Here is a 23,664-nt window from a genome sequence, read left to right as displayed (position 1 = left end):
CCTCACCGGGGCATGGCCACGGCGCCCTGCGTCGAAGGGCAGAAATACGTGGCGCGGTATTGGTAGCTCGCCTTGTCGGCGTCCTGCTTCGCGAGCACCAGATGGATCGTATCCACGGCCGGGCGCGGGCAATCGCGACGGGCAGCCGCCAGGCACGGCGTATCGCTGATCGCGTCTTCGACGCAGGAGACCGCGATCGGTCCGGCCGGCGGAAGGGTGGCGACTTCAGGGGCGGGCGTAGCGGCGCAGCCGGCAAGCGCAGCCAGCGCGAGTGTGGAACTAAGGACGCGGAGCGGGAAACGCATCGGGCACCTCCATGAGCCGGAGGCTAGGCTCGCACAATGACGCGTTCGTTTCAGCGAACCAGTTGGCGAACCCCAAGCGCCAGAATCACCGAGCCGCAGACGCGGTCGATGCCTTTCTTCCAGTGGCGATACCGCGATGCCACCCGCGGCGTGGCAAACAACACCGCCACCATGGCGTACCAGGTGGACGCGACGACGGCCACGGTGGCGAGCATGCCGAAGAAGGTGGGGGCATTCACGTGGGCCGGCGCGGCGGCGGCAAACACGGCAGCGAAAAACGCCATGGATTTGGGATTGGCGATATTGGTCGCGATGCCGGCACGGAACGATTGCCAGACGGTGGGGCCGCCTTCGTTCACCCGAGCGGTGCTGGCGCTCCCTGCCTTCACGATCAGCCGGCCACCGAACCAGATGAGGTAGGCGGCGCCCGCGATCTTCACCGCTAGCGCGATCCAGGGGAACGTGGCGAACACGATACCCACGCCGAGGATCGAGCAGGTGGCCCAAAACAGGTTCACCACCACGATACCGGCCACCATCGCCAGCGCATCGGCGGTATTCGTCGAAGCCGCCTTGTGCGCCACCGCCACGAAGTTGGGCCCGGGAATGACGACGCCCACGATATAGACGGAGAACACGACAGCGATGGCGTGGATATCGAGCATGCGCCCGATGGTACGGCAAGTCCGGGCCGCCCGATCCGGCTGTCGCCTAGTTGCAACAAAGGCCGGGGAAGATGGCGAGCCCGCAGGGGCCGTCCGACAGGGGGCCGGCCTGGTTGCGGGCTGCGTTACGGAATTCCCCCATGATCTCCGCCTCCCGGTTCGCCGCGGTACCCCGCCGCGCGATCATCGTCGTTGCTGTCACAGCCGTGTTGCTCGTGGCAGCCGTTGTGCTGACCATTCGCCAGCAACATCAGCTTGCCGAAGCTGAAGCCCCGACCCAGCTTCCTGAGCCCCCCGCGGCGACGAGCTCCTCGCCCGAAATCACCATCCTTCTCGGACTGGCTCGCGACGCCACGAAGGAAGGCCGGCTGGTGGCGCCGCAGGGTAACAACGCTTATGAGTACTACCTCAGTATTCTTCAGCTCGATGCGAACAACGCGACAGCCAGCGACGCGCTGCGCGAAACGCTTCCCTTCGCTTCAAACACGATTGAGCGCCAGATCAACCGCCGTGAGCTCGAAGAGGCGCGCCGCGAGATCGCCCTGATCCGCGACTTCGACCCGACCAACTACACGCTGATCATCCTCGGCGCCAAACTCGACGCCCAGCAGCAGGTCGTGACGGCGGAAGACGAGGCAAAGGCTGACGCGATCCGTAGGAAAAACGGAAGCTGATATTCAGGAACGAGTCGGCCAAGGTCGTACATGCTGTTCGGGCGTCCAGTGAAGGGCGCCCATGACATCAAGGCAAGGAGCCTACCCATGAAGTGTCACGCGATCGGCCTGCTGGCCATCATCGCCCTTTGCGCCCCGGTCATCACCGCTGCCAAGCCAGCGACCTATGGCTGCGACCGCGCGAAGCCCGAGGCCATGCTGAACTGGCTTCAGAAGATCCGGCCGACACTCGACCACGCACGTGTCTGGCTTTCCTCCTGTACGCATGTCGTCGGCCCGGACGAAGTCACCACGCGTGAACTGCGTACGGACAATAGCCGTCTGTTCCCGTACTACGACGAAACCCGTCTGCGCATCATTGGTGGCGAGTTCCGCTAACGCGCCACCATCCCCCGGGCGCCCCACGACGGGGCGTCCATCTCAAGGCAAGGAGCCTACCCATGAAGCGTCACGTTCTCGGCCTGTTGGCCATCATCACCTGTTCCACCCCGTTCGCCGCTTCGGCGATGTCCACTCCGGTGGCCTGCGACCGTAACCACCCGGAAGCGATGCTTAGCTATCTGCACAAGACCAAGCCGACCCTCGAGCAGGCGCGCGCAGCCCTGCCGTGCATCTTCATCGTAGGCCCGCGTGACGCCACGACGATGGAGATCCGTCGGGACAACAGCCGCCTGTACCCGACCTACGACGAGACCCGCCAGCACATCGTGGGCGGTTCCTTCCACTAAAGGCCCAGGCGAAGCCCGTGCCCGGTGGGTTTTGCCTGCCGGGCACTGGTTCATGGTTCGTCGCTGGACGGTGTCCTATGATGCGGGCTCCCCCAAGGCAAGGAGCCTGCCCCATGTACCGCATCGGAACCCTTTTTTTCATGGCTATCCTTGGCGGCGCTGCCCTCAGCGCATGCCAGACCGCCCCGGCCACCACACCGTCGGCGCCCGCGCCGGTCAAAGGCTTCGTCACCGATGAAAAGGCGTTCGATGCCTTCATCGCCACCAAGCCCACGGCCGAGCAATTCAAGGCCGCCTACCCCGACGTCCTGCTGGTGATGCCGAATACGCCCACCACCATGGAAATCCGCATGAACAACAGCCGCTACTTCCCCCAATGGGACGAAGCCGGCCACATCACCGGCGGAAAGTTCCAGTAGGAGCGCACCCTGTGCGCGACGCCGTTCGCGGTACCGCCACAGGGCCCCTTCCCAAGGGCTAAAATCGCGGCATGCCTACTAACATCCGCCCCTTCAAGGGCATGCTCCCCCGCCTTGGCGCCCGCGTCTACGTGGATCCTGCCGCCACCCTCATCGGCGATGTCGAACTGGCCGATGATGTGTCGATCTGGCCAGGTGCGGTGGCCCGCGGCGATGTGCACCACATCCGGATCGGTGCGCGCAGCAATCTCCAGGATGGCGCCATCATCCACGTGACCCACGATGGTCCTTATAGCCCTGGCGGGTTTCCCACGATCATTGGCGACGACGTCACCATCGGCCACGGCGCGGTCATCCACGCCTGCACCATCGAGGATGGGTGCCTTATCGGCATGCATGCCACGGTGCTGGACGGGGCCGTCGTAAAGAAGAACGCCTTTGTCGCGGCGGGCGCGCTCGTGCCGCCGGGTAAGGTCGTCGGCGAGCGCGAATTGTGGGTGGGCAACCCGGCGAAGATGGTCCGGGTGCTTAGCGATAAGCAGGTGGAGCAGCTGTATTACTCCGCCGCTAACTATGTGAAGTTGAAGGATTCGTACCTGTCGGAAGGGTAATGTGGGCGCCAGGGGTAAGCGAAACAGGGGCTTAGCGGCCCTTTAACTTACTGCTTGATTTGGGCTCGTGGGGGCACCACGCTGGGTGTCGAACGAGGAGACACCCATGGACAGCACCACCAATCCCCTTCTTGACCCCAGTGGCGAACTGCCGGCGTTTTCCGCCATCCGGCCCGAGCATGTCGAGCCTGCCATCGACCGGCTCATCGCGAACCAGCGTGCCGGCATCGAACAGATCACCGCCGCAGGCGCCGCCCGCGATTTTGACCACGTGATCCTGGCCCAGGAACGCCTGGACCAGGCGCTGTCCCGCGGCTGGTCGCCGGTAAGCCACCTGCACTCCGTTGCCGATAGCGACGCCTTGCGCAAGGCGCACGGCGCGGCTGAGGAGAAGCTCACCGATCATGGCATCGAAGTGGGCCAGAATCGCGAGCTCTACGCCGCGACCCAGGCAGTTGCTGATCGCGGCGATTTCAACGACTTGCCGGCGGCTGCCCGCGCCGCGGTCGAGCACGCGCTGCGCGATTTCCGCCTCTCAGGCGTTGCCCTCGAGGAACCGGCGCGCACGCGTTTCCGTGAGATCGGCGTGGAGCTCTCCAAGCTCACCACGGAATTCTCGAACGCGGTGCTCGACGCCACCGAGGCCTGGCACAAGCACATCACCGACGAGCGCGACCTTGCCGGCATCCCGGCATCCGGCCGTGCCGTGCTGCGCGAGTACGCGCGCGAGCAGAACCTCGAGGGGTATCTGGTCACGCTGAAGCAACCCAGTGTGCAAGCCGTGCTCACCTACGCCGAGAACCGCGACCTGCGTTTCGACGTGTATTACGCGTACCAGACGCGCGCATCGGACCAGGGCCCGAACAAGGGCAAGTTCGATAACTCCGAGCGCATCGAGAAAATCATCGCGCTGCGCCACGAAGCGGCGCAGCTGCTTGGTTTCGCGAACGCGGCTGAAGAATCGCTTGCCACCAAGATGGCGACGTCGCCGCAGGTAGTGCTCGATTTCCTGCGCGACCTTGCGGCGAAAGCACGCCCGCGCGCCCGCGAAGAGCTCGCGGAACTGCGCCGGTTCGCTACAGATACGCTCAAGATCGACAACCTCGAGCCCTGGGACGTCGGCTTCGCCGCCGAGCGCCTGCGCCAGGAGCGTTACGCGCTGGACGAAGAACAGCTGAAGCCGTACTTCCCCGCACTCCAGGTGGTGCAGGGCCTGTTTGACGTGGTCGAGCGCTTGTACGGCGTCACGTTCTCGAAGCGAGACGACGTCGACACCTGGAACAAGGACGTCGCCTACTACGACCTCCGTAACGCGGACGGCACCGTCTTCGCTGGCGCGTACGTGGACCTCTATGCGCGTTCGGGCAAGCGCGGTGGCGCATGGATGGACGTGTGCGAAGCGCGCTTCCGCGATGGTGAACATCTGCAGCTGCCGATCGCTTTCCTTACCTGCAACTTCCCGCCGCCGACCGATGGCGCCCCGGCGTTGCTCACCCACGACGACGTGCTGACCCTGTTCCACGAATTTGGCCACGGCCTGCACCACATGCTCACCGAGGTGGACGTGCCCTCGGTCGGCGGCATCGATGGCGTGGAATGGGATGCCGTGGAACTGCCGAGCCAGTTCATGGAGAACTTCGCCTGGGATCGCGAGGCGCTGCGCCTGTTCGCGAAGCACTACCAGACCGGCGAGGAACTTCCCGACGAGCTTTATGAGCGCATGCTCAAGGCGCGTCACTTCCACACGGGCATGTTCCTCGTCCGCCAGCTGGAGTTCGGCCTCTTCGATTTCCGCCTGCACCTGGAATACGACCCGGTCCGCGGCGCCCGTCCGATGGAAGTGTTGGAAGAGGTCCGCAAGGAGGTCTCCGTCCTGCATCCGCCCGTCTGGCAGCGCTTCCCGCATGCGTTCACCCACATCTTTGCGGGTGGGTATTCGGCGGGTTACTACAGCTACCTGTGGGCCGAGGTCCTGTCGGCGGATGCGTTCGAGCCGTTCGAAGCCGCAGGCGTGCTGGATCGCGCCACCGGTGAGCGTTTCCGGAAGGAAATCCTGTCCGTGGGCGCCACCCGCCCGGCTCTGGCGTCGTTCACGGCCTTCCGGGGCCGCGAACCCCAGCCCGAAGCCCTGCTGAAGAGCTACGGTCTGGCCTGACCGCCCCTGGAAACCCGCCTGACGCCGGGCCGTCACGCGGGTTTCCTTTACAATGGGGCGATGAAGATCGCTTCCTGGAACGTCAACTCCCTCAAGGTCCGCCTGCCCCACCTCCAGCAATGGCTGGGTGAGGCCGCGCCGGACATCATCGCGTTGCAGGAAACCAAGCTCACCGACGACAAGTTCCCCGTCGATGAGATCGCCGCGATGGGCTACCACTCCGTGTTCTCGGGGCAGAAGACCTACAACGGCGTGGCCATTCTTGCGAAAGAGGCGCTCACCGATGTCGTCACCGATATCGAAGGCCTTGATGATCCGCAGCGGCGGATCCTGGCGGCGACCGTCGGTGATGTCCGCGTCATCAATCTTTACGTGGTGAACGGCAAGGCGCTCGGCGACGAGAAGTACACCTATAAGCTGCACTGGCTGGCGAAGGTGCGCGATTTCGTAGAGAAAGAGCTCGCAGCGCACCCGAAACTCGTGGTGCTTGGCGACTTCAACATCTGCCGCGACGACCGTGATGTGTACGATGCTGCGTCCTGGGGCGAGGATATTTTCTGCTCGCCACCGGAGCGCGCCGCGCTGCAGGCCATCTTTGATACCGGTCTCCACGACAGCTTCCGCCTCTTCAGTGAAGAAAGCGGTCTCTTCAGCTGGTGGGACTACCGTCAAGCCGCGTTCCGGCGCAACATGGGGCTGCGGATCGACCTCATCCTGATCAGCGATGCGCTCAAGGCCGTGGCTACCTCGTCCATCATCGACAAGGTGCCCCGGAAGTGGGAGCAACCGTCCGACCACGCGCCTGTCGCGCTGGAGTTAACGCTTTGAACGTACCTAAATCCGAATGGCCCAGCTCCCTGGATGACAAGGAACTGGAAGAACTCGATACGTACCTGCGCACGCACGGTAACGAAGGCGATCTCATGCTCGATGGCGTGCATGGGCTGCTTTCGGCCGTCGCGGTGGGCCCGCTCGAGGTAAAGCCCGAGGAATGGCTGCACGAGGTACTCCACGACGCGTTCGAGGATGAGGACCAGGGCAACCGCGTGCTGGCGCTGCTGGCCAAGCTCAACGATTCGGTCACGGCCGAGCTCGACGTGGATGCCTACGAGCCGATCCTGGGCGAGGTCGATACCGAGGAAGGCCCGATGCTCTCGGCCGCTGGCTGGTGCGAAGGTTTCAGCCGTGGCATCGATATGCGTGCGTCGCTGTGGGAAGCCCGCCTGGCCGAAGATCCGGAACTGATGCAATTGCTTGGGCCGATCATGGCGCTGGCCGTCGATGAAGGCGTGCTCCAGGCGGATGCCGAATTCGAACGGCTTACCGACGAGGAATACGATGAGTGCCTGGGGCAGCTGCCCGCGGTGCTCCGTGCCGTTGGGGATTACTGGCAGGAAAACGCACCGACGGAAGCGGAGCTGGCCGCGATGGCCCAGCCGCGCCGTGAAGGCGAGGAACACCCGCCGCGTCAGCGCGCCGGACATTGGGTGCACTGAGGTAACCGGGATCGCGCTTCCGCGCGATCGGCCTGCCCCGAACGCATCGTTCACCGCGCAGGCCTACCGGGGCGCCCGCGAACGCGCCATCTTGTGCGCATTCCACGACCACCCCGGAGCCCACCATGACTACCCGCAGCATCGTCCGCCGCGTCCGCGGCATGGATACCGCCGACGGCGCCGGCGTGAAACTCAAGCGCGTGATCGGCCAGCCAGCCCTCGACATGCTCGATCCGTTCCTGATGCTGGACGAATTCCGTTCGGACCAGGCCGGCGACTACATCGAAGGCTTCCCTGACCACCCGCACCGCGGCTTCGAAACGGTGACCTACATGCTCGCCGGGCGCATGCGCCACGGCGATAACAAGGGCAACACCGGCGATCTCGGCCCGGGTAGCGTCCAGTGGATGACCGCGGGCAGCGGCCTCATCCATTCGGAAATGCCGCAGCAGGAAGAAGGCCTGATGTGGGGCTTCCAGCTGTGGGTCAATCTGCCTGCCGCCGACAAGATGACCGCGCCCCGCTACCAAGACATCCCGCCGTCGGACATCCCGGTGGTGCAACCCGCGGCCGGTGTCACCGTGAAGGTGGTCGCAGGCGAACTGGCTGGCGCGAAGGGTCCGGTCTCTGGCATCGCGACCGATCCGGTGTATCTGGATATCGCGCTTGAGGCTGGCGCGGCGTTCGAGCTGGCGCTGCCCGAGGGTCATAGCGCCTTCGCCTATGTGTTCGATGGCCAGGCGGCGAACGTGGCCGGGCAGTCAGTGACACGTGGCGAGCTGGCAGTCTTGTCGAAGGGTGAGACGGTGGCCTTTGCCGCGACAGAGCCTGCCCGCGTCCTGCTGGTCGCCGGCCGGCCGCTGGCCGAACCGGTGGCCCGCTACGGCCCGTTCGTGATGAACAGCCCCGACCAGATCCACCAGGCCATCGCCGACTTCCGCGCTGGCAAGTTCTGACCCCGGCTCTTGTAGGAGCGCGCTTGCGCACGATTGCGCGCAAGCGCGCTCCTACAAGCGAGCCTGAACAAGCTCGAGAAGTTCCCCCGCCCGTTTAAGTCTCGGACTGGAATGGGTTTGTAGGCTTGAGGCCATTCGCATTCGCGAGGCCTTCATTGCCCATGCGCTTTCTCCTCACCGTGGTTCCCCTGACAGCTGCCCTGATCATCGCGGCGTGCTCCCCGGCCGCACCGCCGGCGCCGCAATCGACGGCGGCGCCCTCCTCAGCGCCCGCGGGTTCCGCGGAGGCAGCAGCGACGTCCGCCGAACCGGGCAAGACCTCGCCCGCAACCGCGGCGCTCGGCACGGCCGACTGGTTCGCGTGGGTCGACAAGACCCTCAATGTGAGCGACGACGGCCATGGCCCCCAGCCGAATACCCCAGCATGGGAAGCGGCCGTGAACGCCAAGCTAGGCCAGGAAGCGCCGCAGGCTTCGCCGGGCTCGACGGAATGGCAGCAGGCCGTGGATGCGCTGTTGCGCACTCGGGTGGTGACGCACTGACGTAAGTGCGCCCTCGTGCATGTATCGCCAGATCCGATCGCGCGCAAGCGCGCTCCTACAGGGGCGTTGTTAGTTTGGTTTTGCCCTTTGGGATCTTGATGTCGCCAGAGGGGAGTGAGAGGACGAGGCCGCCGGGTGGATCGATGGGCTGGGTGAGCGTCAGCGTTACCTGGCCGTTCGTGACCTTCAGCGTGTAGCCCAGCTTGCCGTACGGCGTGCGCAAGTCGTGCACCGCGATGCCTTCGCCTTCGAGCCAGGCAGGCTGCACGCCAGCCGCCAGAACGACGGCCTGGTCGGCGTCGCGATCGTAGGCAAACAGATCGAGCGCCGAGCGGACGTAATCCGAGGCGATCCACGCGTGGGGCATGTCGCCGACGAAGCGTGGCTTGCGCGGATCGCGGCCGACCACCTCCGCCCACTGGTTCCAGGCCGCCGGACGGCGGTCCGCGAAGAAGAAGGTGAGCAGGTCATTCACCCGCGACCGCCAGCCGAGGCGGACGAACGTGGCAATCGTGCGGACTTCGTACGGCGTGTAGTCCTCCCACGCCAGCGTGCCATCGCGGCGCGCAACGAAGGCCTCCCAGTACTTCTCGAACGTCCGCTCGACCAACGGCTTCGGCAGGCGCGCACCTTCGCCACCCGGCGACAGCGCGATGGTGGTCGAGGTCGCATCAAAATCGCCGAGCTCGGCGGCACCCGGGATGAAGTCGATCCCGCGGGCCTTCACCGCCGCTTCGATCGAGGCGTGCAAGTCGTCGCGGAACTGATCGCGCGATGCCCCAAAGCGTGCGGCATCCTCGCCCTGGCCTAGCGCCGTTGCGAGTTCCGCTGCATCGTCATAGCCCTTCAGTGCCCAGAAGTCGTCCCAGTACGAGTGCATCGGCTTCGCCGAATAACCCTCGTGGCTGATGGATGCCGGCATCAATCCGTAGAGCGCACGATCGGGGCCGTCCAGGCGTGACGGCGTGCGCTCGCTGTCGCGCAGCGCGTCCATGTAGGTAACGGCGCGGCGGACATGCGGATACAACGCCTCGACCGCGGCGCGATCGTGCGTGTACCGCCACAGCTCCGCGACGCTGAAAATCAGTTCGCCATGGCTATCGTTCTCAGGTACGGGATCGGAGCCGCGTGCGTCGACGCAGCAAGGCACCTTGCCGTTCGAGAACTGATGCGGCGCGTACCAGTTGATGAACTCGCGGGCGACATCCTCGTGCCCGGTGCGGAGCAACCCCTCCAGCATCATCGCGCCATCGCGCACCCACGTCCGGGAATACGAGCGCGTGCCGGGCTGCAGGGCGGGTCCGTCACGCGAGATCAGGATCTGCGCCACGCCACTCTTCATCGTGTCGACGATCGCCTGCGCCACCGCTGGCACCCGCACATCCACGCGATCCAGTTTCTCGCGCCAGGCGGCCGCCACGGCGTCAGCATGCGTCGACAGCCACGCGGAAGCATCGGCCGGCATCGCCACGACATCATCCTGGCGTACCGGTACCACGAGACCCAGGTCGACGTGCCCATGCGCAGGCACGTGCACGGGATAAACGAACGCCCCCTGCGCAAACCCCGAGTCATCATGCAGCGCCACGTCACCCGAGGCTTGCGACATCCCCGTAGGAGCGCGCTTGCGCGCGACAGCCCCCAACGAAAGACTCCCAAGCGGCGCCCCACCCTCCACCCGCTCCATCAACATCGCCGGCAGATTCGCCGAACCAATGACATCCGCAGGCTTCTGCAACGGGATGACCTTACGCGCACCATTGACGGTCAACGCGGCCCCGTCCCAACGAAGGTCACGAATCGTCGCGATGCCCCCGGGCGCATTGAGGAACTGCGTCGGCGGATTCACCTGGAACGGTCGCGCGGCGAGCAGCAAGGTGACGTCGCGCGCCGCATCGCTGTCATTGCCTACCCGATAGGAAAGCACCAACTCCGAGGCACCCGGCTTACCCTGGGCGAATGCGGTCGTGACCAGCGTGAGTCCGTCCTTGCGCCACGCCACCGAAGGCATTGGCAGGTAGCGATCGCGCAGCGACTGGGTTGCGGTGACATCGGCCCAGGTCACCAGCTTGCCGCGGTCGAGCAGGAACGGCTCGATGGAAAATCTGCCGCGAGTGATTTCGACCGCGCCATCCTCGGACATCAGCGCCGAATCGCGACTCCCGCCATCCACGCCCACGATCGTCCAGTACGACTGCTCGCCGGAAAAGCCGCGTGGATAAAGGCCACGTCGCACGGCCTTTGCACGCTGTTCAAAGACAGCATTCGGCGTGGGCGGTGGCACCAGAACCGCCTCGGGCTGGCGCGGCACCAGGGTAAGGTTGTCGAAACACACCTCGCCCTTGTCCGGACCCATGCCCGGCTGGGCTTCCTTGTAGACAACGAACTCCACCTCGCGCGTGTGCCGCAAGGTGCGATCCTTCACGGGCCCCCAGGCGAATTCCACCTGGCGGCTGCTCGCTTCCACCGTCTGCCATTGACTCGGCGGCACGAAGCCCGCCTTCTGGAACCACCAGACGTTATCGCCGGTGTCGTCGATCAGCTTCAGCTGCAAGGTATTCGCCGGCATGTCGCCGCGCACGTCAAAGCTCAGCGCGAAACCCGCGGGAAAATCCACGGGCAGCGTCTTACGGATCGACGCCGCGCCGGAGACCCCGTTGAAATCGAACGCAAGACACATAGCCTTCCCGGTCTTGCCGGGAACCGCACGCAAGGTGGCCGACACATCATCGGTATGCGTCGCCCGCCAACCGCTCACGCTATCGAACGCATCCAGCGTCGTCGCCCCCGCGCTCGACGCGACAAAAAGCAAGACCAGCCCTTGTAGGAGCGTGCTTGCACGCGATCCCCTCATGGTAGGAGCCCACCCTGTGGGCGACGCCCTTCGCCGAAGAGCCACAGGGCCTGTCGCGTTGGGGCGAAAGATGCCGCGCGCAAGCGCGCTCCTACAGGGGGCTGCCATAGACTTAACCTTTGACGCTGCCGAGCAACAAGCCTTCGAGGTAATAGCGCTGCAAAGCGAGGAACAGAACAAGCACCGGAAGGATCGTAACCACCGAGCCCGCCATCATCAGCTCACTATCCTGCACGTGCTCACGCGACAGCGAGGCCAGTGCGATGGGCAGCGTGTAGTGCTCCTGCCCGGTAAGCGCGATCAGCGGCCACATGAAATCGTTCCACGCGGCGAGGAAGGTGAAGATCGCCAGCGTCACCATGATCGGCTTGAGCAACGGCATGATGATGGTCGCAAAGATGCGGAACTCGCCGGCGCCATCGATGCGCGCCGCTTCCATGAGGTCATCGGGGATACCGCTCGCGTACTGGCGCACGAGGAACACGCCAAAGATCGTCGCCAGCGCCGGCACGATGATCGCGCCGTAGGTGTTCACCAGGCCCATGTACTTCAGCAGCAGGAACAACGGCAGCATCGCCACCTGCGCGGGAATCACAAGCGCACCAAGCAGCAGCTGGAACAGTCGCGCGCGACCCTTGAACTCCAGCTTGGCAAATGCGTACCCAGCCATCAGGTTGAACGCGAGCGAGATCACGGTGATCGATGTAGAGATTAGCAGGCTGTTGAACAGGTAACGGCCCATGCCCGCGTTGAGGAACAGCTGCCGGTAATTGGCCAGCGTGGCATGCGTCGGCAACACGGGCGGCGGGAGCGAGCTGGCCTCACCCTGTGTCATGAACGACACGGAGACCATGTACAACAGCGGCGCAATCGCTATGGCGGCGGCCGCGAACAGCAAGCCGTTGATGATGGCCTTGGCGATACGCGGGCTCATGCCGGCTCTCCCCGCTTCGACAGGCGAAGCATTGCGGCGGTGACCGCGAACATGATCACGAACAGGATGAAGGCCACGGCGGATGCCGAGCCCAGGTTCCACCACTTGAAGCCTTCTTCGTACATCAGGTACAGCACCGAGGTCGTGCTCTGCAGTGGGCCGCCTTCGGTCATCACATACGGCTCGGCGAACAGCTGGAAGTAACCGGACACGGTGAGGATGCTCACCATGAGCATGGTCGGCTTCAGCATGGGCAGCGTGATATGGCGGAACTGCGCCCACGCCGACGCGCCATCGATGCGCGCCGCTTCGTAGAGATCCGCCGGAATGGCCTGCAGGCCGGCCATGAAGATAATCATGTTGTAGCCGAAGTTCTTCCACACGGCGAACAGGATGATCGTCGGCATCGCCCAGTGCGGATCGCCCAGCCAGTCCACCGTCGGCATGCCGATCGAATCCAGCGCGTAGTTGATCAGGCCGTACTTGGTGTTGAACAGGTAACGCCAGATCACCGCCACGGCCACCACGGTCGTCACGACGGGCGCAAACAGCGCGGTGCGGAAGAAGGGCTTGAACCGGGCCAACGGTGAATTAAGCAGCATGGCCGCGCCAAGGGACGCGCCCAGCGAGAGCGGCACGCCGACCACTACGAAGTACACCGTGTGACCCAGCGCCGACCAGAACAACGGGCGCTGCAGCAGCAGCCAGTAATTCTCGAGCGCCACGAAACGCAGGTTGCGGATATCAGCCAGCGCGTAGAGATCGAAATCGGTGACCGACAGCACAAGTGCCGCGACCACCGGCAACAGGAAGAACAGGCCGAGGATGATCAGCGCGGGGGTGATGAAGAGCCAGGCGGCGCGGGTCGTGTTCATGGGCTTGCCTTGTGGCCGTGGTCGAGCATCCAGCGGCGTTTCTCCAGCAGGCGATCGGCACGGCGGTCGATTTCAGCAGCGGCCTGATCGATGGTGAGATCGCCATGCGCGGCCTGCGCAGCCACCAGCTGCATCTCCGTTACGATGCGTTCCCACTCGGCGACAGGCGGCGTGGCCTTTACGCGTTCGAGCTGGTGGCGGAACGCCGTGGCCTTGTCGTCATCGCGCAGCGCGGGGGATTCCCACGACGAGCGGCGCGGCGGCATGTCGCCGAGGATCTGGTAGAAGCGCTCCTGGATCTGCGGGCGCGAGAGGAACTCGATGAGCGCCCACGCATCGTCCTTGTGCTTCGACTTGCGATAGATCACGAGGCTGGAGCCGCCGGCGTTCGAGGCGCCAGGACCATCGGGCCCCGGCAGAGGCGTCGTGGCCCAGTCGCCCTGCTGCTCCGGCGGCAGCCGCTTGCGGAACTCGGCGATATTCCACGGGCCCGAGAGGTAGAACGCGTAGAAGCCCTGGCCAAATGCGGCCCACGGATTGCCGATGCCGACATTGGTCATCATCGGCGCCTGCTGTTCCTTGAACAGCGACACGTAGAACGCGAGGGCCTTCTTGAAGCTGGCACTGCGGAAGTTGCCGTAACGGCCACCGTCGCGCAGCAGCGGCTCGGGTTGCTGCAACGCGAACGCAAGCAGCTGCTCGAACTCATTGGTCGGCAGCAGCACGCCGTACGTCTTGCCCTTCGGCTGCGCGATCTTCGCCATCATGGCCTGCCACTCGGCCCAGTCACGCGGCGGGTGGTCGTAACCGACCTTTGCCAGCATGTCCTTGCGGTAGAACAGCAGACGTGTGTCCACATACCAGGGCACGCCGTACAGCGCGCCGTCGATGACATTGGTGGACCAGATGGCCGGGAAGTAATCGTTCTTGTCGACCACCTTCGACGCATTCACTCGAGTGTCGAGCGGCTCCAGCGCATTGAGCGCCACCATCTCGGGCACCCAGGTATTACCCAGCTGGGTGATGTCCGGGGTGGAGTCGCCCGCATAGGCGGTGAGCAGCTTCTGGTGCGCGGCGGTCAGTGGCAGCTGCTGCACGGAAACGTGCAGGCCCGGGTGTTCGCGTTCGAACTCGGGCAGCAGCTTCTGGACCGCCTCGCCCTCGCGTCCGATCGTCCAGAACTCAAGCGTGCGCGTGCCCGCAGGCTCCTTCGCGCACGAGGACAACGCCGCGCCGGCAAACACCAGCGCGGCGGTAAGACCTACCCGGGCAACGCGCATCACCACAGGCTGGTAGCCGTCTCGGCATCCAGCCAGCCACCGGTGAAGCCGGCGCGCTGCAGGCCCTTGCGGATATACGGGTTCTTCTTCATCACGTTCCAGACGAACTCGCTGCGGTAGTTCTCGATCATGAGCACGATCGGGCCCTGGTCGATGCCCAGGTGCACGGTATCGGCCCAGCCGAAGCCCGGCACGATCTGGCCGGTGCGCAGGTCGGTGCGCGTGTCGAAGCTGAGGTTGAAGGCATCGACAAAGCCGTACTTCGTGTAGATGTACTGGCCGTACTTCTTCTTCATCTCTTCCAGCGCGGGAATCACGATCTCCGGCGCGAAGGCGATCGAGCCACCCGCGGCCGTCGGCACGATGGTGCCGTCATCGGAGATGTAGTCCAGGCCGGCGCCACGCGCGGTATAGCCCTGGAAGGTACGCTCCTTGTCACCCTGCTTGATGATCAGGCCGCCAGGGCCGTTCGAGGCGGTGAGGCCCCAGATGTTCTTGCCGTAACCGGTCCAGCCGCCCGGGTTGGCGACGGCGTAGGCCTGCTGCGAATACGTGGCGCGGCGGCTGTTCTCGAAATAATCCAGGCCCTTCTCGCGGTTCCACGCATCGTTGATGCCGCGGAAATCGATCCACGTGTGGCTGTACTGGTGGCCGAACATCGGCGCGAAGTTCAGGAAGGTTTGGCCGTGGAACGCGCCCCAGGTCTTGTCATAGGTCTTCGTCCAGGCGGCCCAGGCATCCTCGCCCACCGGATGGGTCGGTGAGCCGAGCGCCATGATGTAGACCATCATGCCTTCGTTGTAGCCTTCCCAGTCGTGCGGGATGGTCTTGCCGCCCGGGGTCCAGCCCATGCTGATCAGCGGCGCGTTGTGCTGCAGCCAGGTCCAGTCCACGCGGCGGTAGATCTGGTCGGCGAGGTCGCGGATTTCCTTTTCCTTCGGCGTGTCGTGGTCGAAGTAGCTCTGCGAGAACAGCACGCCACCCAGCAACAGGGTGGTATCCACCGAACTCACTTCCACCCAGCGCGCGAAGCGCTTGCCGGTCTGCATGTCGAGGAAGTGATAGTAGAAGCCGTGGAAGCCGGTGGCATCGTCTTCCGAATCGTTCTGCGCGGACTCGTTGAAGAATTTCAGCGTGGCCAGCGTGCGGTCGATCGCCTGGTCGCGCGTGATGTAGCCACGCTCCACGCCGACGCCATACGCAGTGAGGCCGAAGCCCACCGAGGCGATCGAGGCGAAGGAGTTGGTCGGGTAATGGTCGGGGATGAGGCCGTTCTCGGGGTTGCCGCTATCCCAGAACCACTGGAAGGTGCGCTTCTCCAGGTCGGCGATCATCGGCGGAACGGGATGGAGGTCCTTGTCCAGCCGCTGGGCCGTGGCCGTGGGTTTGGCTTTGCCTGGGTGTTTCGCGCTCTCCTTCGCCATGGCAAGGGGGGCGGCACAGGCCAGCAGGGCGCCGAGGGCGAGGGAAAGACGCTTGAGAGTGGTCGGCTTCATCGCGGGGAGGGTCCTTGGGTGTCATCGAGGCTAGCGCGAACCGAATGGGGACGGCTCGCGGGTGCCGGTGGCCCGCCTAGCGTAAACGTTTACGGCGCTGGACCAAATAAAAGTCCCCGAAGGGACTTCCATCGAAACAAAAGAGGCGTCCACGGGGAGACTCGTGGACGCCAAGGGTGGCCCGGGCGGAAAGGGGAGCCTCCCGCCCGGGCCGGGTTGCAGCGTTAGAACTTCAGGCCAACCGTGAAACGCGCCGTGCGCGGCAGGTACACGATGTTGCCCTTCTTGTTGTAGGTGACGGGGTCGCTGTTCAGCACACCACCGCTACCCCAGTTGACGTTGTAGTCGGCGTAGTTATGCCAGTTGAACAGGTTCAGGATGTCGAAGCGGGCGTAGATCTTGGTGTCGCCGCTGATGATGAAGTCCTTGGTGAACTGCATATCGATATCGCGGTAACCCCAGATATCGCCGCCCACCAGGAACTTCGAGCCACTCGGCGTCGCCGCCATCGGCACGCAGCCGGAGCCATTGGCTTCGAGCTGGCCGTAGCAGGCACCGTCGTTCTTCGGCAGCGGCGTGGCCAGGGTCAGCTTGATCGACGCGTTGATGCCCCACGGCAGGTCGAGCGCACCGGTGGCAACGAGGCGATGCTTTGCGACCGCGTTCGAGGTGATGTACGGGTAGTCACCGATCGTCGCTTCGTCGAACGAGTAGTGCTCGTTGATGTCGCGGTTCTGTTTGGCGTGCGAGAACGTGTACGCGAAGCTGGTGCTCCAGCCCGATTCCTTCGTGTACGGCTTCTGCGCCGACAGCAGCACCTGGGTGGTGCGGGTCGAGATGCCGTTATCACCCAGGATCAGACCGCCCACGTTCGGGATCGGGTAATCCCACGGCTGGCTCTTGTTCTTCCAGAACGAGCCATCCGGGTAGCGGTTGCCGAGGGTGAAGGCGAAGCCGTCACGGCTGAGCACGCGGGTCACCGTGGCATCGGTCTGCCAGTCGCCAATCGTGTTCGACATACCCAGGCTGAACTGGTCGCTGTACGGCGCCTTCAGCTTGTTGTTGAGCAGATCCACTTCCTGACCGGAGTTGCCGCCGACCAGGTAGTTTTGCAGCACGTTCTGGCCGTTAAGGAACTCGGGGTTCCAGGGCACGCAGGTCGACGAGGTGGTGTCGCACGGATGGCTCGGGATGTTGAAGCGCAGGGTGGTCTGCGGCAGCGACTGCTTGGTGACTTCCGTCTGCAGGTAGTCGAACAGGTTGCGGTCGTAGGCGCGACCGGCACCGCCGTGGATCACGTGCTCTTCGTCAGCGAACAGGTCGTAGGAGAAGCCGAGACGCGGCTGCCATTCGCCCTTGAAGTTCTTACGGTTGTGGCCGTTGCTGACGTAATCGTTGAGGTTCACGCCGCCAGCCGCCAGCGAATCGGCGTAGGTCTGGCCCGGCAAGGCGCCGGCGTACGGGTTCTGCGAGTTCAGCGCATCGAGCACGCGCTGCGAGGTCACGAAGTTGGTGTACGACGGGTTCGCTTCGTAATCCCAGCGGACGCCGAGGTTCAGGGTCAGGTGATCGTTCACCGACCAGTCGTCCTGGGCGAACACGCCGTACTGGCGAGCGTGGGTCTTGGCCACGCCGTCCTGGCCCGGGAGATTCGAGGCGTAGAAGACCTGCCACGGCTCGGCTGTCGTGCCGGTCGGGTTCACGTCGTAGTAGAACTGCGGGCTCTGCGCCGCTGCGTCGGAAGCCTTCAGCTCAACGGCCTTGAACTTGTAGCCGAACTTGACGACATGGTCGCCCTGCCACTCGAGGTCGTTGAAGGTGAAGGTATCCGACACGCTCGGACCTTCCTGGCTCTTGTTCTGCGTGGAGCGCGGGTCAGCCGAACCGGTAGCGATGATGGCCGGGTTGTTGGGATCCGGCTGCCAGGTGTACTGGTAACCGTTGCCCGCGAATGCCGGGTTGGCAGCGATGTACGCGTTCTCGTACGAGAAGATCAGCTCGTTGTACCAGCTGTCGGCACTGTGCGCCCACTTGAAGTTCGCGCGAGTGTCGTGGTTCTCGTTGTTCACGGAGGCCGACGCCGTGGTGCCGGTACCGGTGCCCGAGATCTGCGTTTCACGACGGACCTGGGTGCTGATTTCGATGCGGTCGCGATCGGTCAGTTCCCAGTCGATCTTGCCGAAGTACAGCTTCTCGTCGAAGTTGAGGTTCGAGGAGCCCAGCTCCGACTGCACGCTTGCCGGCAGCAGCGGGGTCACATCGCCAGCGTAGTTCACGCTGTTCGGGACCACGGAGATCGGCGTATCAAACTTCTTCTGCTCGAAGGTCAGGAAGAAGTGCATCTTGTCCTTGATGATCGGGCCGCCGATGGCGAAGCCGTATTCCTTCGATTCCGAGTCCGTCTTACCCGAGGTCTTCTCGATCGGGGTGCGGTTACGGAAGGCATCGTTGGTGTACGTGCCGAACACTTCACCGTGGAACTCGTTCGTGCCCGACTTGGTCTCGGCAGTGATCGCAGCGGACGACACCTGGTCGTACTCTGCCTTGTAGTTGTTGGTGATGACCTTGTATTCACCAATGGCGAGCTGAGGGAACGGGTTGCCCTGGCTGTTGTTCTGGCCGGAGACGCCGCCTTCCTTTACGTAGCTCTTCTGGCTCACGCCGTCGATGTAGACGTTCGCGGAGCTGGTGTTCATGGCGCCGCCGCGCAGCGAGGTGTTGCCCTTCGCATCGACGTTGAAAACCATGCCCGGCACGGTGTCGGCGAACTCGAGGAAGTTGCGCGATGCCTGCGGGATCGTGGCAATCTCGTGCAGCGAAATGGTGTTACCCACTTCCGGCGTACGCACTTCCTTCAGGGTGGTCGCAGCCACGCTCACGCCTTCGAGCGACGTCGCGTTGGCGCTGGTCGCAGCCGGTGCGGCGGTCGAGGCAGCGAGGTTGAGCTGGGCGGTAGAAGCGACCGTCAGCGTGACGTTCTGCTGCGTACCCGGGCCAGCGTCGACCTGGTAGGTCGCCGGCGGCAGGCCGTTGAGCGTGTAGCTGCCATCGGCACCCGCGGTGGTCTTGCGGGTAAGACCCGTCTGCGGGTTGAACGCCGTGACCTGTGCGCCCGGCGTGGCCTTGCCGCGCAGGGTGGCATTGGCGGACTGCGCCATCGTGGTGGTCGGTGCAACGACCGCGACGATGGTGGCGGCGATGATGCCGCACAGCAGCTTCTTCTTCATCTGCTTCGGAGCTTTCATGGTACCCCTCTCTCCCAATCCTGATTCTCTGTGTGTGTGTCCCCGGTCCGGCTGGGCATGGGTACGACGGTCGACCTTTCGGTCGCGTCGCAGTGGTCGTTGCCACCTGTTCAAAGGCGATCTACCCCGTACCCCCGCCCGTTCCGCGTTCGGACCGAATGGTTCTCGCTGTCCATCAATGACGCCGTCCTGGATTCCAGCCACGGCCCGGCAAGCCGCGTAATGCATTCGACGGATCAGTTCGTCCGTCGACGTCCCTTGTCGCTGGCGCCGCAAGAGGCGCGTACGACGAGTTCGGTGCCAATGACGCGCGGCTCAGGTGCGGCGTCATCGGGCGATTCGATCATCAGGGCCAGGCGCTCAAGCGCCGATTCGCCAAGCTCCGCGATGCGCACGCGCACCGTGGTGAGCGGCGGCGAGACATAACGCGCCATCGGGATATCGTCGAAGCCGGTGACGGCGATTTCGTCAGGCGCATGCACGCCTGCCTCGGCCAGCGCGGAGAGCGCGCCAATGGCCATCATGTCGTTCGCGGCGAAAATGGCATCGGGACGCGGCGACATCGCCAGCACTTCCTGCGCCATGCGGTAACCGGATTCTTCGCTGAAATCGCCTTGCAGCACGGTGGCGGTATCGCCGAGGCCTGCGGCAGCGAGCCCTTCGCGATAGCCACGGGCACGCTCCTGCACGTCGTGGTTCACTTCCGGGCCGGCAATGAACGCAATGCGCTTGCGGCCGCTGGCGAGCAGGTGTTCCACCATCGCCTTCGCACCACCGAAGTCATCGACATCGAGGGCGGCGTGGCGCTCGGAGCGCACGTGGCTGTTGATCAGCACCGTGGGCAGCACGATCGGGAGATTCTCGTCGAGGAACGCGGCGTCGGCATGCGGCGACATCACCAGCAAGCCGTCGACGCGGCCCTGCATGGCGCGCAGCGCGATAGCCGCCTCGGTGGCATCGCCGTGCGAGCTCGACACCAGCAGGTACAGGCCGCGCGCACGCGCCGCCAGGTCGATACCGCGGATGAGTTCGGAGAAGAACGCGCCGTGCAGATCGGGCAACAAGGCGCCGATCGTCTGGGTGCGGCGGGTGATCAGGCTGCGTGCCGCGCTATGCGGGACGTAGCGCAGGCGTGCCGCTACCTCGCGGATGCGCTTCTGCGTTTCGGCGGTCACACCGCCATGGCCATTCAGTGCGCGGGAAACAGAGGCCACGGATACGTTGGCCATCCTCGCGACGTCTTTGATCGTCACACTCACGTAGTCATCGCCCTGCTCCCCGGCCCCACCGGGGTTCGACGGCGCGGAACGTAAACGTTTTCACCAGCCGTGTAAAGCCTGTTAAATCAAGGGGTTGTTGCACTGCACGAGTAAACGTTATTACGTGCAATACCACTTGAGGTGGCTTAGTAAAAACTTATTTAAAAACGGCGTGTTGGGTGGTCTACACTGAACTTTTGCGGTGCAGCACGAATCTTTGCGAAACGTTCACCTTTTTGAATGGCTGCCTACGCAGCTAAACGCCGAAGCGAGGCTCTCCGGAGTGAGTTCTTGCGGGGGTGAATGGGAGATCGGGACGTCGCCGCTGGATCAGCCAGCGCGACTTACCTGCTCGTCCAACCAATGTGAAACGTCGGCCGCCGAAGGCGCATCGGCCGCGAAAAGCAGCCGGTACATCATCGGCGCGACGATGCCGTCGATGATGGCTTGAGTGGCCAGCGGGGTGTCCCCGCGAGCCAGCGCCCTTTCGCGGAGCAGGTCCAGCTGGGTGGTGCAGTAAAGCAGGCATCGCCCGCTGTTTTCCCCATTCGTGGCGCTCAGCACGTCGCGCAGCATCGTTCGGCCCGGGCCCGACGACATCTCGTCCCGGTATTGCTCGAGCCACGTGGCCAGGTCGCTGCGGTAGCTGCCGGTATCGGCTGGCTCGCCCTCGGGGTGGAGCTGCTCCACCGCCACATCGGCCAGCAGCCGGGAGAGATCGCCCCAACGGCGATAGATCGTGGAGGGCGTGACACTGGCGCGGGCGGCGATGGCCGGCACGGTCACTGCCTCGCGCGGACCCTCTGCCAGCAGATCACGTACCGCCTGGTGGATGGCGGCCTGGACGCGAGCGCTACGACCGCCCGGACGGGGGCCGGCGGCGCGGCTGGGTGAGGGTGCAATGTCGTTCATGGCTGCCTATCATACTCCTAAAGGCTAAATAGTTGCTTTAGCGCGCGTGCGGCGTAGACTAACGCTCATTCTTTGCTTTTAGGCAAACCCATGAACGCCCTCGCCGTTCGCCGGCCCATGGCCGTGCATACCTTTACCCTCATGGCATTCATCGGCGCCTCCACCGCGCCGACGCCGCTCTATCGCCTGTACCAGGCGCAGTGGCATTTCACGCCCACCCTGCTCACGGTGATTTTCGCGGTGTATGCGTTCGCCCTGTTGGCGGCGCTGCTGTTCGCCGGGCGTCTTTCCGATCACCTGGGGCGTAAACCGGTGATCACGGGCGCCATCGTGCTCGATGTCGTCGCGATGCTCGTCTTCCTGTCGGCGGCCGGCCCTGCCTGGTTGCTGGCGGCGCGCGTGGTGCAAGGCGTCGCCACGGGTGTGGCCATGTCGGCCCTTCCTTCCGCGATCCTCGATATCGACCGGCAGCGCGGCGCCACCGTGAACAGCATGGCGCCGCTGATCGGCATGGGTGCTGGTGCGTTGGGCAGCACGGCGCTGGCCGTGCTCGCGCCCGCGCCGCTGCAGGGCGTGTACCTCGTCGTCATCGGCGTGTTGGTGCTTGCGCTGGTCCTGACGCGTGGCACGCCTGAGACCGCCACGCCGAAGCCCGGCGCCGTTGCCAGCCTGCTTCCGCACGTTGCCGTACCCGAACGTGCCCGGCCCGCGTTGCGCGCGGTGACACCGCTTAATGTCGCCCTGTGGATGCTGGGCGGGTTCTATCTGTCCTTGATGCCGTCGCTGGTGGCGAAGACGACGCACTCCACGTCGCCCTGGATCGGTGGGCTTGTAGTTGCGGCGCTGATGCTCAGTGGCGCGGCGGCGGTCCTACAGGGGCTGCGCCACCCGGCGATCCGCTCCTTGAAGCTGGGTGCCGTGATGCTTGCTGGCGGCCTGCTACTCGTGCTCGTCGGCGAAGTGATCGGTTCGGGCGCCTGGTTGCTTGGCGCGTCGATCATTACGGGTGCGGGCTTCGGCGCCTCGTTCCTTGGCGCCGTTCGCAGCGTGATGCCGCGCGCCGAACCGCATGAGCGCAGCCGGCTCATGGCCGCGTTCTATATCCAGAGCTACCTGGCTTTCAGCGTGCCGACCATCGCCGTTGGCGCGCTGGCACAGCACTACGGTCTGTCGGCGGCGATCCATCTGTACGGCGGCGTGATCGTGGCGCTAACGCTTGCCGGGCTGGTGTGGATCACGGCGCGTGCGCATCACGTGCACGCGCCGGTGACCCCGTAAGCGTCTTAGCCGGCCGGGTGCGCGAGGGCGTAATCGATCGCCGCACGCACGGCAGCTACCTGCGCATCGTTGCATTCCTTCGGCGTGGCACGCGGGCTGTCCGGATACACCTCGGTGGTGGTGCAGTAGCGCGCCGGGGTGATGCCGGCGCACAGGCCGAGCGGCTTCAACGCATATTCGATGACGCCGTGCGCGACTTCGGGTGAGCCGATGATTTCGCCGTTGGCATCCGCCGGCGCGATGTGGGTGACCTTGGCCACCGCTTCGATCACCGCTTTCTGGAACTCGGGCTGCGGCTTGTCGGCGTCGTCGACGAGGTAGAAACCATCCGGCACTTCGCCCGGCTCGTACTCCTTGCCATCGCGCGCGGAGAGCGCCGGGCGGAATTCGGATTCGTCCGTATCGGTGGTCTCGTGCAGGTCGATGTGCATGAGCACTTTGTCGGCGATCGGTGCCAGCAGGCTCACCAGCGCCGCCGACTCCGCCGCCGGGCTGCCTTCACGGAAATTGCGGTTCGGGTCGATCGCATCGTAGTTCCAGCGATGGATGCGCTCGTAGGCCCACGGGCTGACGCACGGTACGACGAGTACGTTGGCGCGGCCGGCGTAGTCGTTGCCGTGTTCGCGCAGGAACTGCAGCGCACCGTGCACACCGCTGGTTTCATAGCCGTGCACGCCGCCCGTTACGACCATCACCGGCAGCTCATCGCGCCAGTCGCGAGTGCGTAGGGCATGGAAGGTGTACGTCTCGCCGGCATAGTTCACCGAGCCATAGTTTTCGACATCGAAGGCGCCGCTCAGGCCATCGATCGCCTTCTCCACTTCGTCCGCGTAGCTGCGCTGTTTCGCCTGGGTCGCACGCCACGCTGTGAACTCAGCCGGGCCCCAGGGCTGGCCGGGGGTACCGATGGGATAAGGCGCGGGGTGGTTCATGGCGTTGGCTTCTACGGCTGCGGAAGGCCCGATTGTATACGCCGGAGG

General features: G+C 64.6%; 22 protein-coding genes. 11 read left to right on the top strand and 11 right to left on the bottom strand.

Features of this window, described 5'->3' with window-relative positions:
• Window positions 1–2 precede the first annotated feature (2 nt).
• Window positions 3–305 (bottom strand): hypothetical protein, encoded by a 303-nt coding sequence (locus L2Y96_RS22690; protein WP_247330789.1) that lies wholly within the window; start codon window positions 303–305, stop codon window positions 3–5.
• A gap of 50 nt (window positions 306–355) precedes the next feature.
• The gene (locus tag L2Y96_RS22685) at window positions 356–970 is read right to left on the bottom strand and encodes a LysE family translocator (protein ID WP_247330788.1); all 615 of its coding nucleotides are present in this window, start codon (window positions 968–970) and stop codon (window positions 356–358) included.
• A gap of 140 nt (window positions 971–1,110) precedes the next feature.
• Here L2Y96_RS22685 and L2Y96_RS22680 point away from each other — a divergent pair, with 140 nt between their 5' ends.
• From L2Y96_RS22680 to L2Y96_RS22635, 10 genes are all read left to right on the top strand, one after another.
• The gene (locus tag L2Y96_RS22680; protein ID WP_247330786.1) at window positions 1,111–1,644 is read left to right on the top strand and encodes an energy transducer TonB; all 534 of its coding nucleotides are present in this window, start codon (window positions 1,111–1,113) and stop codon (window positions 1,642–1,644) included.
• 87 nt (window positions 1,645–1,731) lie between these two features.
• Complete coding sequence (locus L2Y96_RS22675) at window positions 1,732–2,022, top strand: hypothetical protein (RefSeq protein ID WP_247330784.1); 291 nt, start codon at window positions 1,732–1,734, stop codon at window positions 2,020–2,022.
• A gap of 62 nt (window positions 2,023–2,084) precedes the next feature.
• The gene (locus L2Y96_RS22670; protein WP_247330782.1) at window positions 2,085–2,372 is read left to right on the top strand and encodes a hypothetical protein; all 288 of its coding nucleotides are present in this window, start codon (window positions 2,085–2,087) and stop codon (window positions 2,370–2,372) included.
• A 113-nt stretch (window positions 2,373–2,485) separates the two neighbouring features.
• Entirely contained in the window at window positions 2,486–2,791 is a 306-nt protein-coding gene (locus L2Y96_RS22665; protein WP_247330780.1) for a hypothetical protein, read from the top strand.
• Window positions 2,792–2,862: 71 nt separating this feature from the next.
• Window positions 2,863–3,402 (top strand): gamma carbonic anhydrase family protein, encoded by a 540-nt coding sequence (locus L2Y96_RS22660; protein ID WP_247330778.1) that lies wholly within the window; start codon window positions 2,863–2,865, stop codon window positions 3,400–3,402.
• A 106-nt stretch (window positions 3,403–3,508) separates the two neighbouring features.
• Complete coding sequence (locus L2Y96_RS22655) at window positions 3,509–5,557, top strand: M3 family metallopeptidase (protein ID WP_247330776.1); 2,049 nt, start codon at window positions 3,509–3,511, stop codon at window positions 5,555–5,557.
• A 60-nt stretch (window positions 5,558–5,617) separates the two neighbouring features.
• A complete protein-coding gene (gene xth / locus L2Y96_RS22650) occupies window positions 5,618–6,385 on the top strand; it encodes an exodeoxyribonuclease III (RefSeq protein WP_247330774.1) in 768 nt (255 codons plus the stop codon).
• Window positions 6,382–7,053, top strand: coding sequence for a YecA/YgfB family protein (locus tag L2Y96_RS22645; RefSeq protein ID WP_247330773.1), 672 nt, complete (start codon window positions 6,382–6,384; stop codon window positions 7,051–7,053). Before xth ends, L2Y96_RS22645 begins: the two co-directional genes overlap by 4 nt.
• A gap of 125 nt (window positions 7,054–7,178) precedes the next feature.
• Window positions 7,179–8,009 (top strand): pirin family protein, encoded by an 831-nt coding sequence (locus L2Y96_RS22640; protein WP_247330771.1) that lies wholly within the window; start codon window positions 7,179–7,181, stop codon window positions 8,007–8,009.
• Window positions 8,010–8,170: 161 nt separating this feature from the next.
• Window positions 8,171–8,551, top strand: coding sequence for a hypothetical protein (locus tag L2Y96_RS22635; protein WP_247330769.1), 381 nt, complete (start codon window positions 8,171–8,173; stop codon window positions 8,549–8,551).
• Between the two features lie 55 nt (window positions 8,552–8,606).
• Here the strand turns inward: L2Y96_RS22635 and L2Y96_RS22630 are convergent, their stop codons facing one another.
• The 8 genes from L2Y96_RS22630 to L2Y96_RS22595 form a co-directional block, all read right to left on the bottom strand.
• Window positions 8,607–11,405, bottom strand: coding sequence for a discoidin domain-containing protein (locus tag L2Y96_RS22630; RefSeq protein ID WP_425492486.1), 2,799 nt, complete (start codon window positions 11,403–11,405; stop codon window positions 8,607–8,609).
• Between the two features lie 112 nt (window positions 11,406–11,517).
• A complete protein-coding gene (locus tag L2Y96_RS22625; protein ID WP_247330766.1) occupies window positions 11,518–12,339 on the bottom strand; it encodes a carbohydrate ABC transporter permease in 822 nt (273 codons plus the stop codon).
• A complete protein-coding gene (locus L2Y96_RS22620) occupies window positions 12,336–13,214 on the bottom strand; it encodes a carbohydrate ABC transporter permease (RefSeq protein WP_247330764.1) in 879 nt (292 codons plus the stop codon). The genes L2Y96_RS22625 and L2Y96_RS22620 overlap by 4 nt, the downstream gene beginning before the upstream one ends.
• Window positions 13,211–14,494, bottom strand: coding sequence for a sugar ABC transporter substrate-binding protein (locus L2Y96_RS22615; RefSeq protein WP_247330761.1), 1,284 nt, complete (start codon window positions 14,492–14,494; stop codon window positions 13,211–13,213). The genes L2Y96_RS22620 and L2Y96_RS22615 overlap by 4 nt, the downstream gene beginning before the upstream one ends.
• Entirely contained in the window at window positions 14,494–15,990 is a 1,497-nt protein-coding gene (locus L2Y96_RS22610) for a glucoamylase family protein (RefSeq protein WP_247330760.1), read from the bottom strand. Before L2Y96_RS22610 ends, L2Y96_RS22615 begins: the two co-directional genes overlap by 1 nt.
• 224 nt (window positions 15,991–16,214) lie before the next feature.
• Window positions 16,215–19,235, bottom strand: coding sequence for a TonB-dependent receptor (locus L2Y96_RS22605; protein WP_247330758.1), 3,021 nt, complete (start codon window positions 19,233–19,235; stop codon window positions 16,215–16,217).
• A 236-nt stretch (window positions 19,236–19,471) separates the two neighbouring features.
• A complete protein-coding gene (locus L2Y96_RS22600; RefSeq protein ID WP_247330756.1) occupies window positions 19,472–20,464 on the bottom strand; it encodes a LacI family DNA-binding transcriptional regulator in 993 nt (330 codons plus the stop codon).
• 360 nt (window positions 20,465–20,824) lie between these two features.
• Window positions 20,825–21,406, bottom strand: a complete 582-nt coding sequence (locus L2Y96_RS22595; protein WP_247330754.1) for a TetR/AcrR family transcriptional regulator — start codon at window positions 21,404–21,406, stop codon at window positions 20,825–20,827.
• A 90-nt stretch (window positions 21,407–21,496) separates the two neighbouring features.
• On the opposite strand from L2Y96_RS22595, the gene L2Y96_RS22590 reads away from it, so the two are divergent.
• Window positions 21,497–22,684, top strand: a complete 1,188-nt coding sequence (locus L2Y96_RS22590) for an MFS transporter (protein WP_247330752.1) — start codon at window positions 21,497–21,499, stop codon at window positions 22,682–22,684.
• Window positions 22,685–22,689: 5 nt separating this feature from the next.
• Here the strand turns inward: L2Y96_RS22590 and L2Y96_RS22585 are convergent, their stop codons facing one another.
• The gene (locus tag L2Y96_RS22585) at window positions 22,690–23,616 is read right to left on the bottom strand and encodes a M14 family metallopeptidase (RefSeq protein WP_247330750.1); all 927 of its coding nucleotides are present in this window, start codon (window positions 23,614–23,616) and stop codon (window positions 22,690–22,692) included.
• Window positions 23,617–23,664 lie beyond the last annotated feature (48 nt).

The organism is Luteibacter aegosomaticola, assembly GCF_023078475.1.
Taxonomy (GTDB): domain Bacteria; phylum Pseudomonadota; class Gammaproteobacteria; order Xanthomonadales; family Rhodanobacteraceae; genus Luteibacter; species Luteibacter aegosomaticola.
The sequence above is the reverse complement of the archived record's forward strand: the minus strand, read 5'-3'. Positions and strand labels throughout refer to the sequence as shown.

What these genes read in the sequence shown, in the direction of transcription:
- L2Y96_RS22690 (WP_247330789.1), bottom strand. Translation starts at nt 305, where the DNA reads ATGCGTTTCCCGCTCCGCGTCCTTAGTTCCACACTCGCGCTGGCTGCG.
- L2Y96_RS22685 (WP_247330788.1), bottom strand. Translation starts at nt 970, where the DNA reads ATGCTCGATATCCACGCCATCGCTGTCGTGTTCTCCGTCTATATCGTG.
- L2Y96_RS22680 (WP_247330786.1), top strand. Translation starts at nt 1,111, where the DNA reads ATGATCTCCGCCTCCCGGTTCGCCGCGGTACCCCGCCGCGCGATCATC.
- L2Y96_RS22675 (WP_247330784.1), top strand. Translation starts at nt 1,732, where the DNA reads ATGAAGTGTCACGCGATCGGCCTGCTGGCCATCATCGCCCTTTGCGCC.
- L2Y96_RS22670 (WP_247330782.1), top strand. Translation starts at nt 2,085, where the DNA reads ATGAAGCGTCACGTTCTCGGCCTGTTGGCCATCATCACCTGTTCCACC.
- L2Y96_RS22665 (WP_247330780.1), top strand. Translation starts at nt 2,486, where the DNA reads ATGTACCGCATCGGAACCCTTTTTTTCATGGCTATCCTTGGCGGCGCT.
- L2Y96_RS22660 (WP_247330778.1), top strand. Translation starts at nt 2,863, where the DNA reads ATGCCTACTAACATCCGCCCCTTCAAGGGCATGCTCCCCCGCCTTGGC.
- L2Y96_RS22655 (WP_247330776.1), top strand. Translation starts at nt 3,509, where the DNA reads ATGGACAGCACCACCAATCCCCTTCTTGACCCCAGTGGCGAACTGCCG.
- xth (WP_247330774.1), top strand. Translation starts at nt 5,618, where the DNA reads ATGAAGATCGCTTCCTGGAACGTCAACTCCCTCAAGGTCCGCCTGCCC.
- L2Y96_RS22640 (WP_247330771.1), top strand. Translation starts at nt 7,179, where the DNA reads ATGACTACCCGCAGCATCGTCCGCCGCGTCCGCGGCATGGATACCGCC.
- L2Y96_RS22635 (WP_247330769.1), top strand. Translation starts at nt 8,171, where the DNA reads ATGCGCTTTCTCCTCACCGTGGTTCCCCTGACAGCTGCCCTGATCATC.
- L2Y96_RS22630 (WP_425492486.1), bottom strand. Translation starts at nt 11,405, where the DNA reads ATGAGGGGATCGCGTGCAAGCACGCTCCTACAAGGGCTGGTCTTGCTT.
- L2Y96_RS22625 (WP_247330766.1), bottom strand. Translation starts at nt 12,339, where the DNA reads ATGAGCCCGCGTATCGCCAAGGCCATCATCAACGGCTTGCTGTTCGCG.
- L2Y96_RS22620 (WP_247330764.1), bottom strand. Translation starts at nt 13,214, where the DNA reads ATGAACACGACCCGCGCCGCCTGGCTCTTCATCACCCCCGCGCTGATC.
- L2Y96_RS22615 (WP_247330761.1), bottom strand. Translation starts at nt 14,494, where the DNA reads ATGCGCGTTGCCCGGGTAGGTCTTACCGCCGCGCTGGTGTTTGCCGGC.
- L2Y96_RS22610 (WP_247330760.1), bottom strand. Translation starts at nt 15,990, where the DNA reads ATGAAGCCGACCACTCTCAAGCGTCTTTCCCTCGCCCTCGGCGCCCTG.
- L2Y96_RS22605 (WP_247330758.1), bottom strand. Translation starts at nt 19,235, where the DNA reads ATGAAAGCTCCGAAGCAGATGAAGAAGAAGCTGCTGTGCGGCATCATC.
- L2Y96_RS22600 (WP_247330756.1), bottom strand. Translation starts at nt 20,464, where the DNA reads ATGGCCAACGTATCCGTGGCCTCTGTTTCCCGCGCACTGAATGGCCAT.
- L2Y96_RS22595 (WP_247330754.1), bottom strand. Translation starts at nt 21,406, where the DNA reads ATGAACGACATTGCACCCTCACCCAGCCGCGCCGCCGGCCCCCGTCCG.
- L2Y96_RS22590 (WP_247330752.1), top strand. Translation starts at nt 21,497, where the DNA reads ATGAACGCCCTCGCCGTTCGCCGGCCCATGGCCGTGCATACCTTTACC.
- L2Y96_RS22585 (WP_247330750.1), bottom strand. Translation starts at nt 23,616, where the DNA reads ATGAACCACCCCGCGCCTTATCCCATCGGTACCCCCGGCCAGCCCTGG.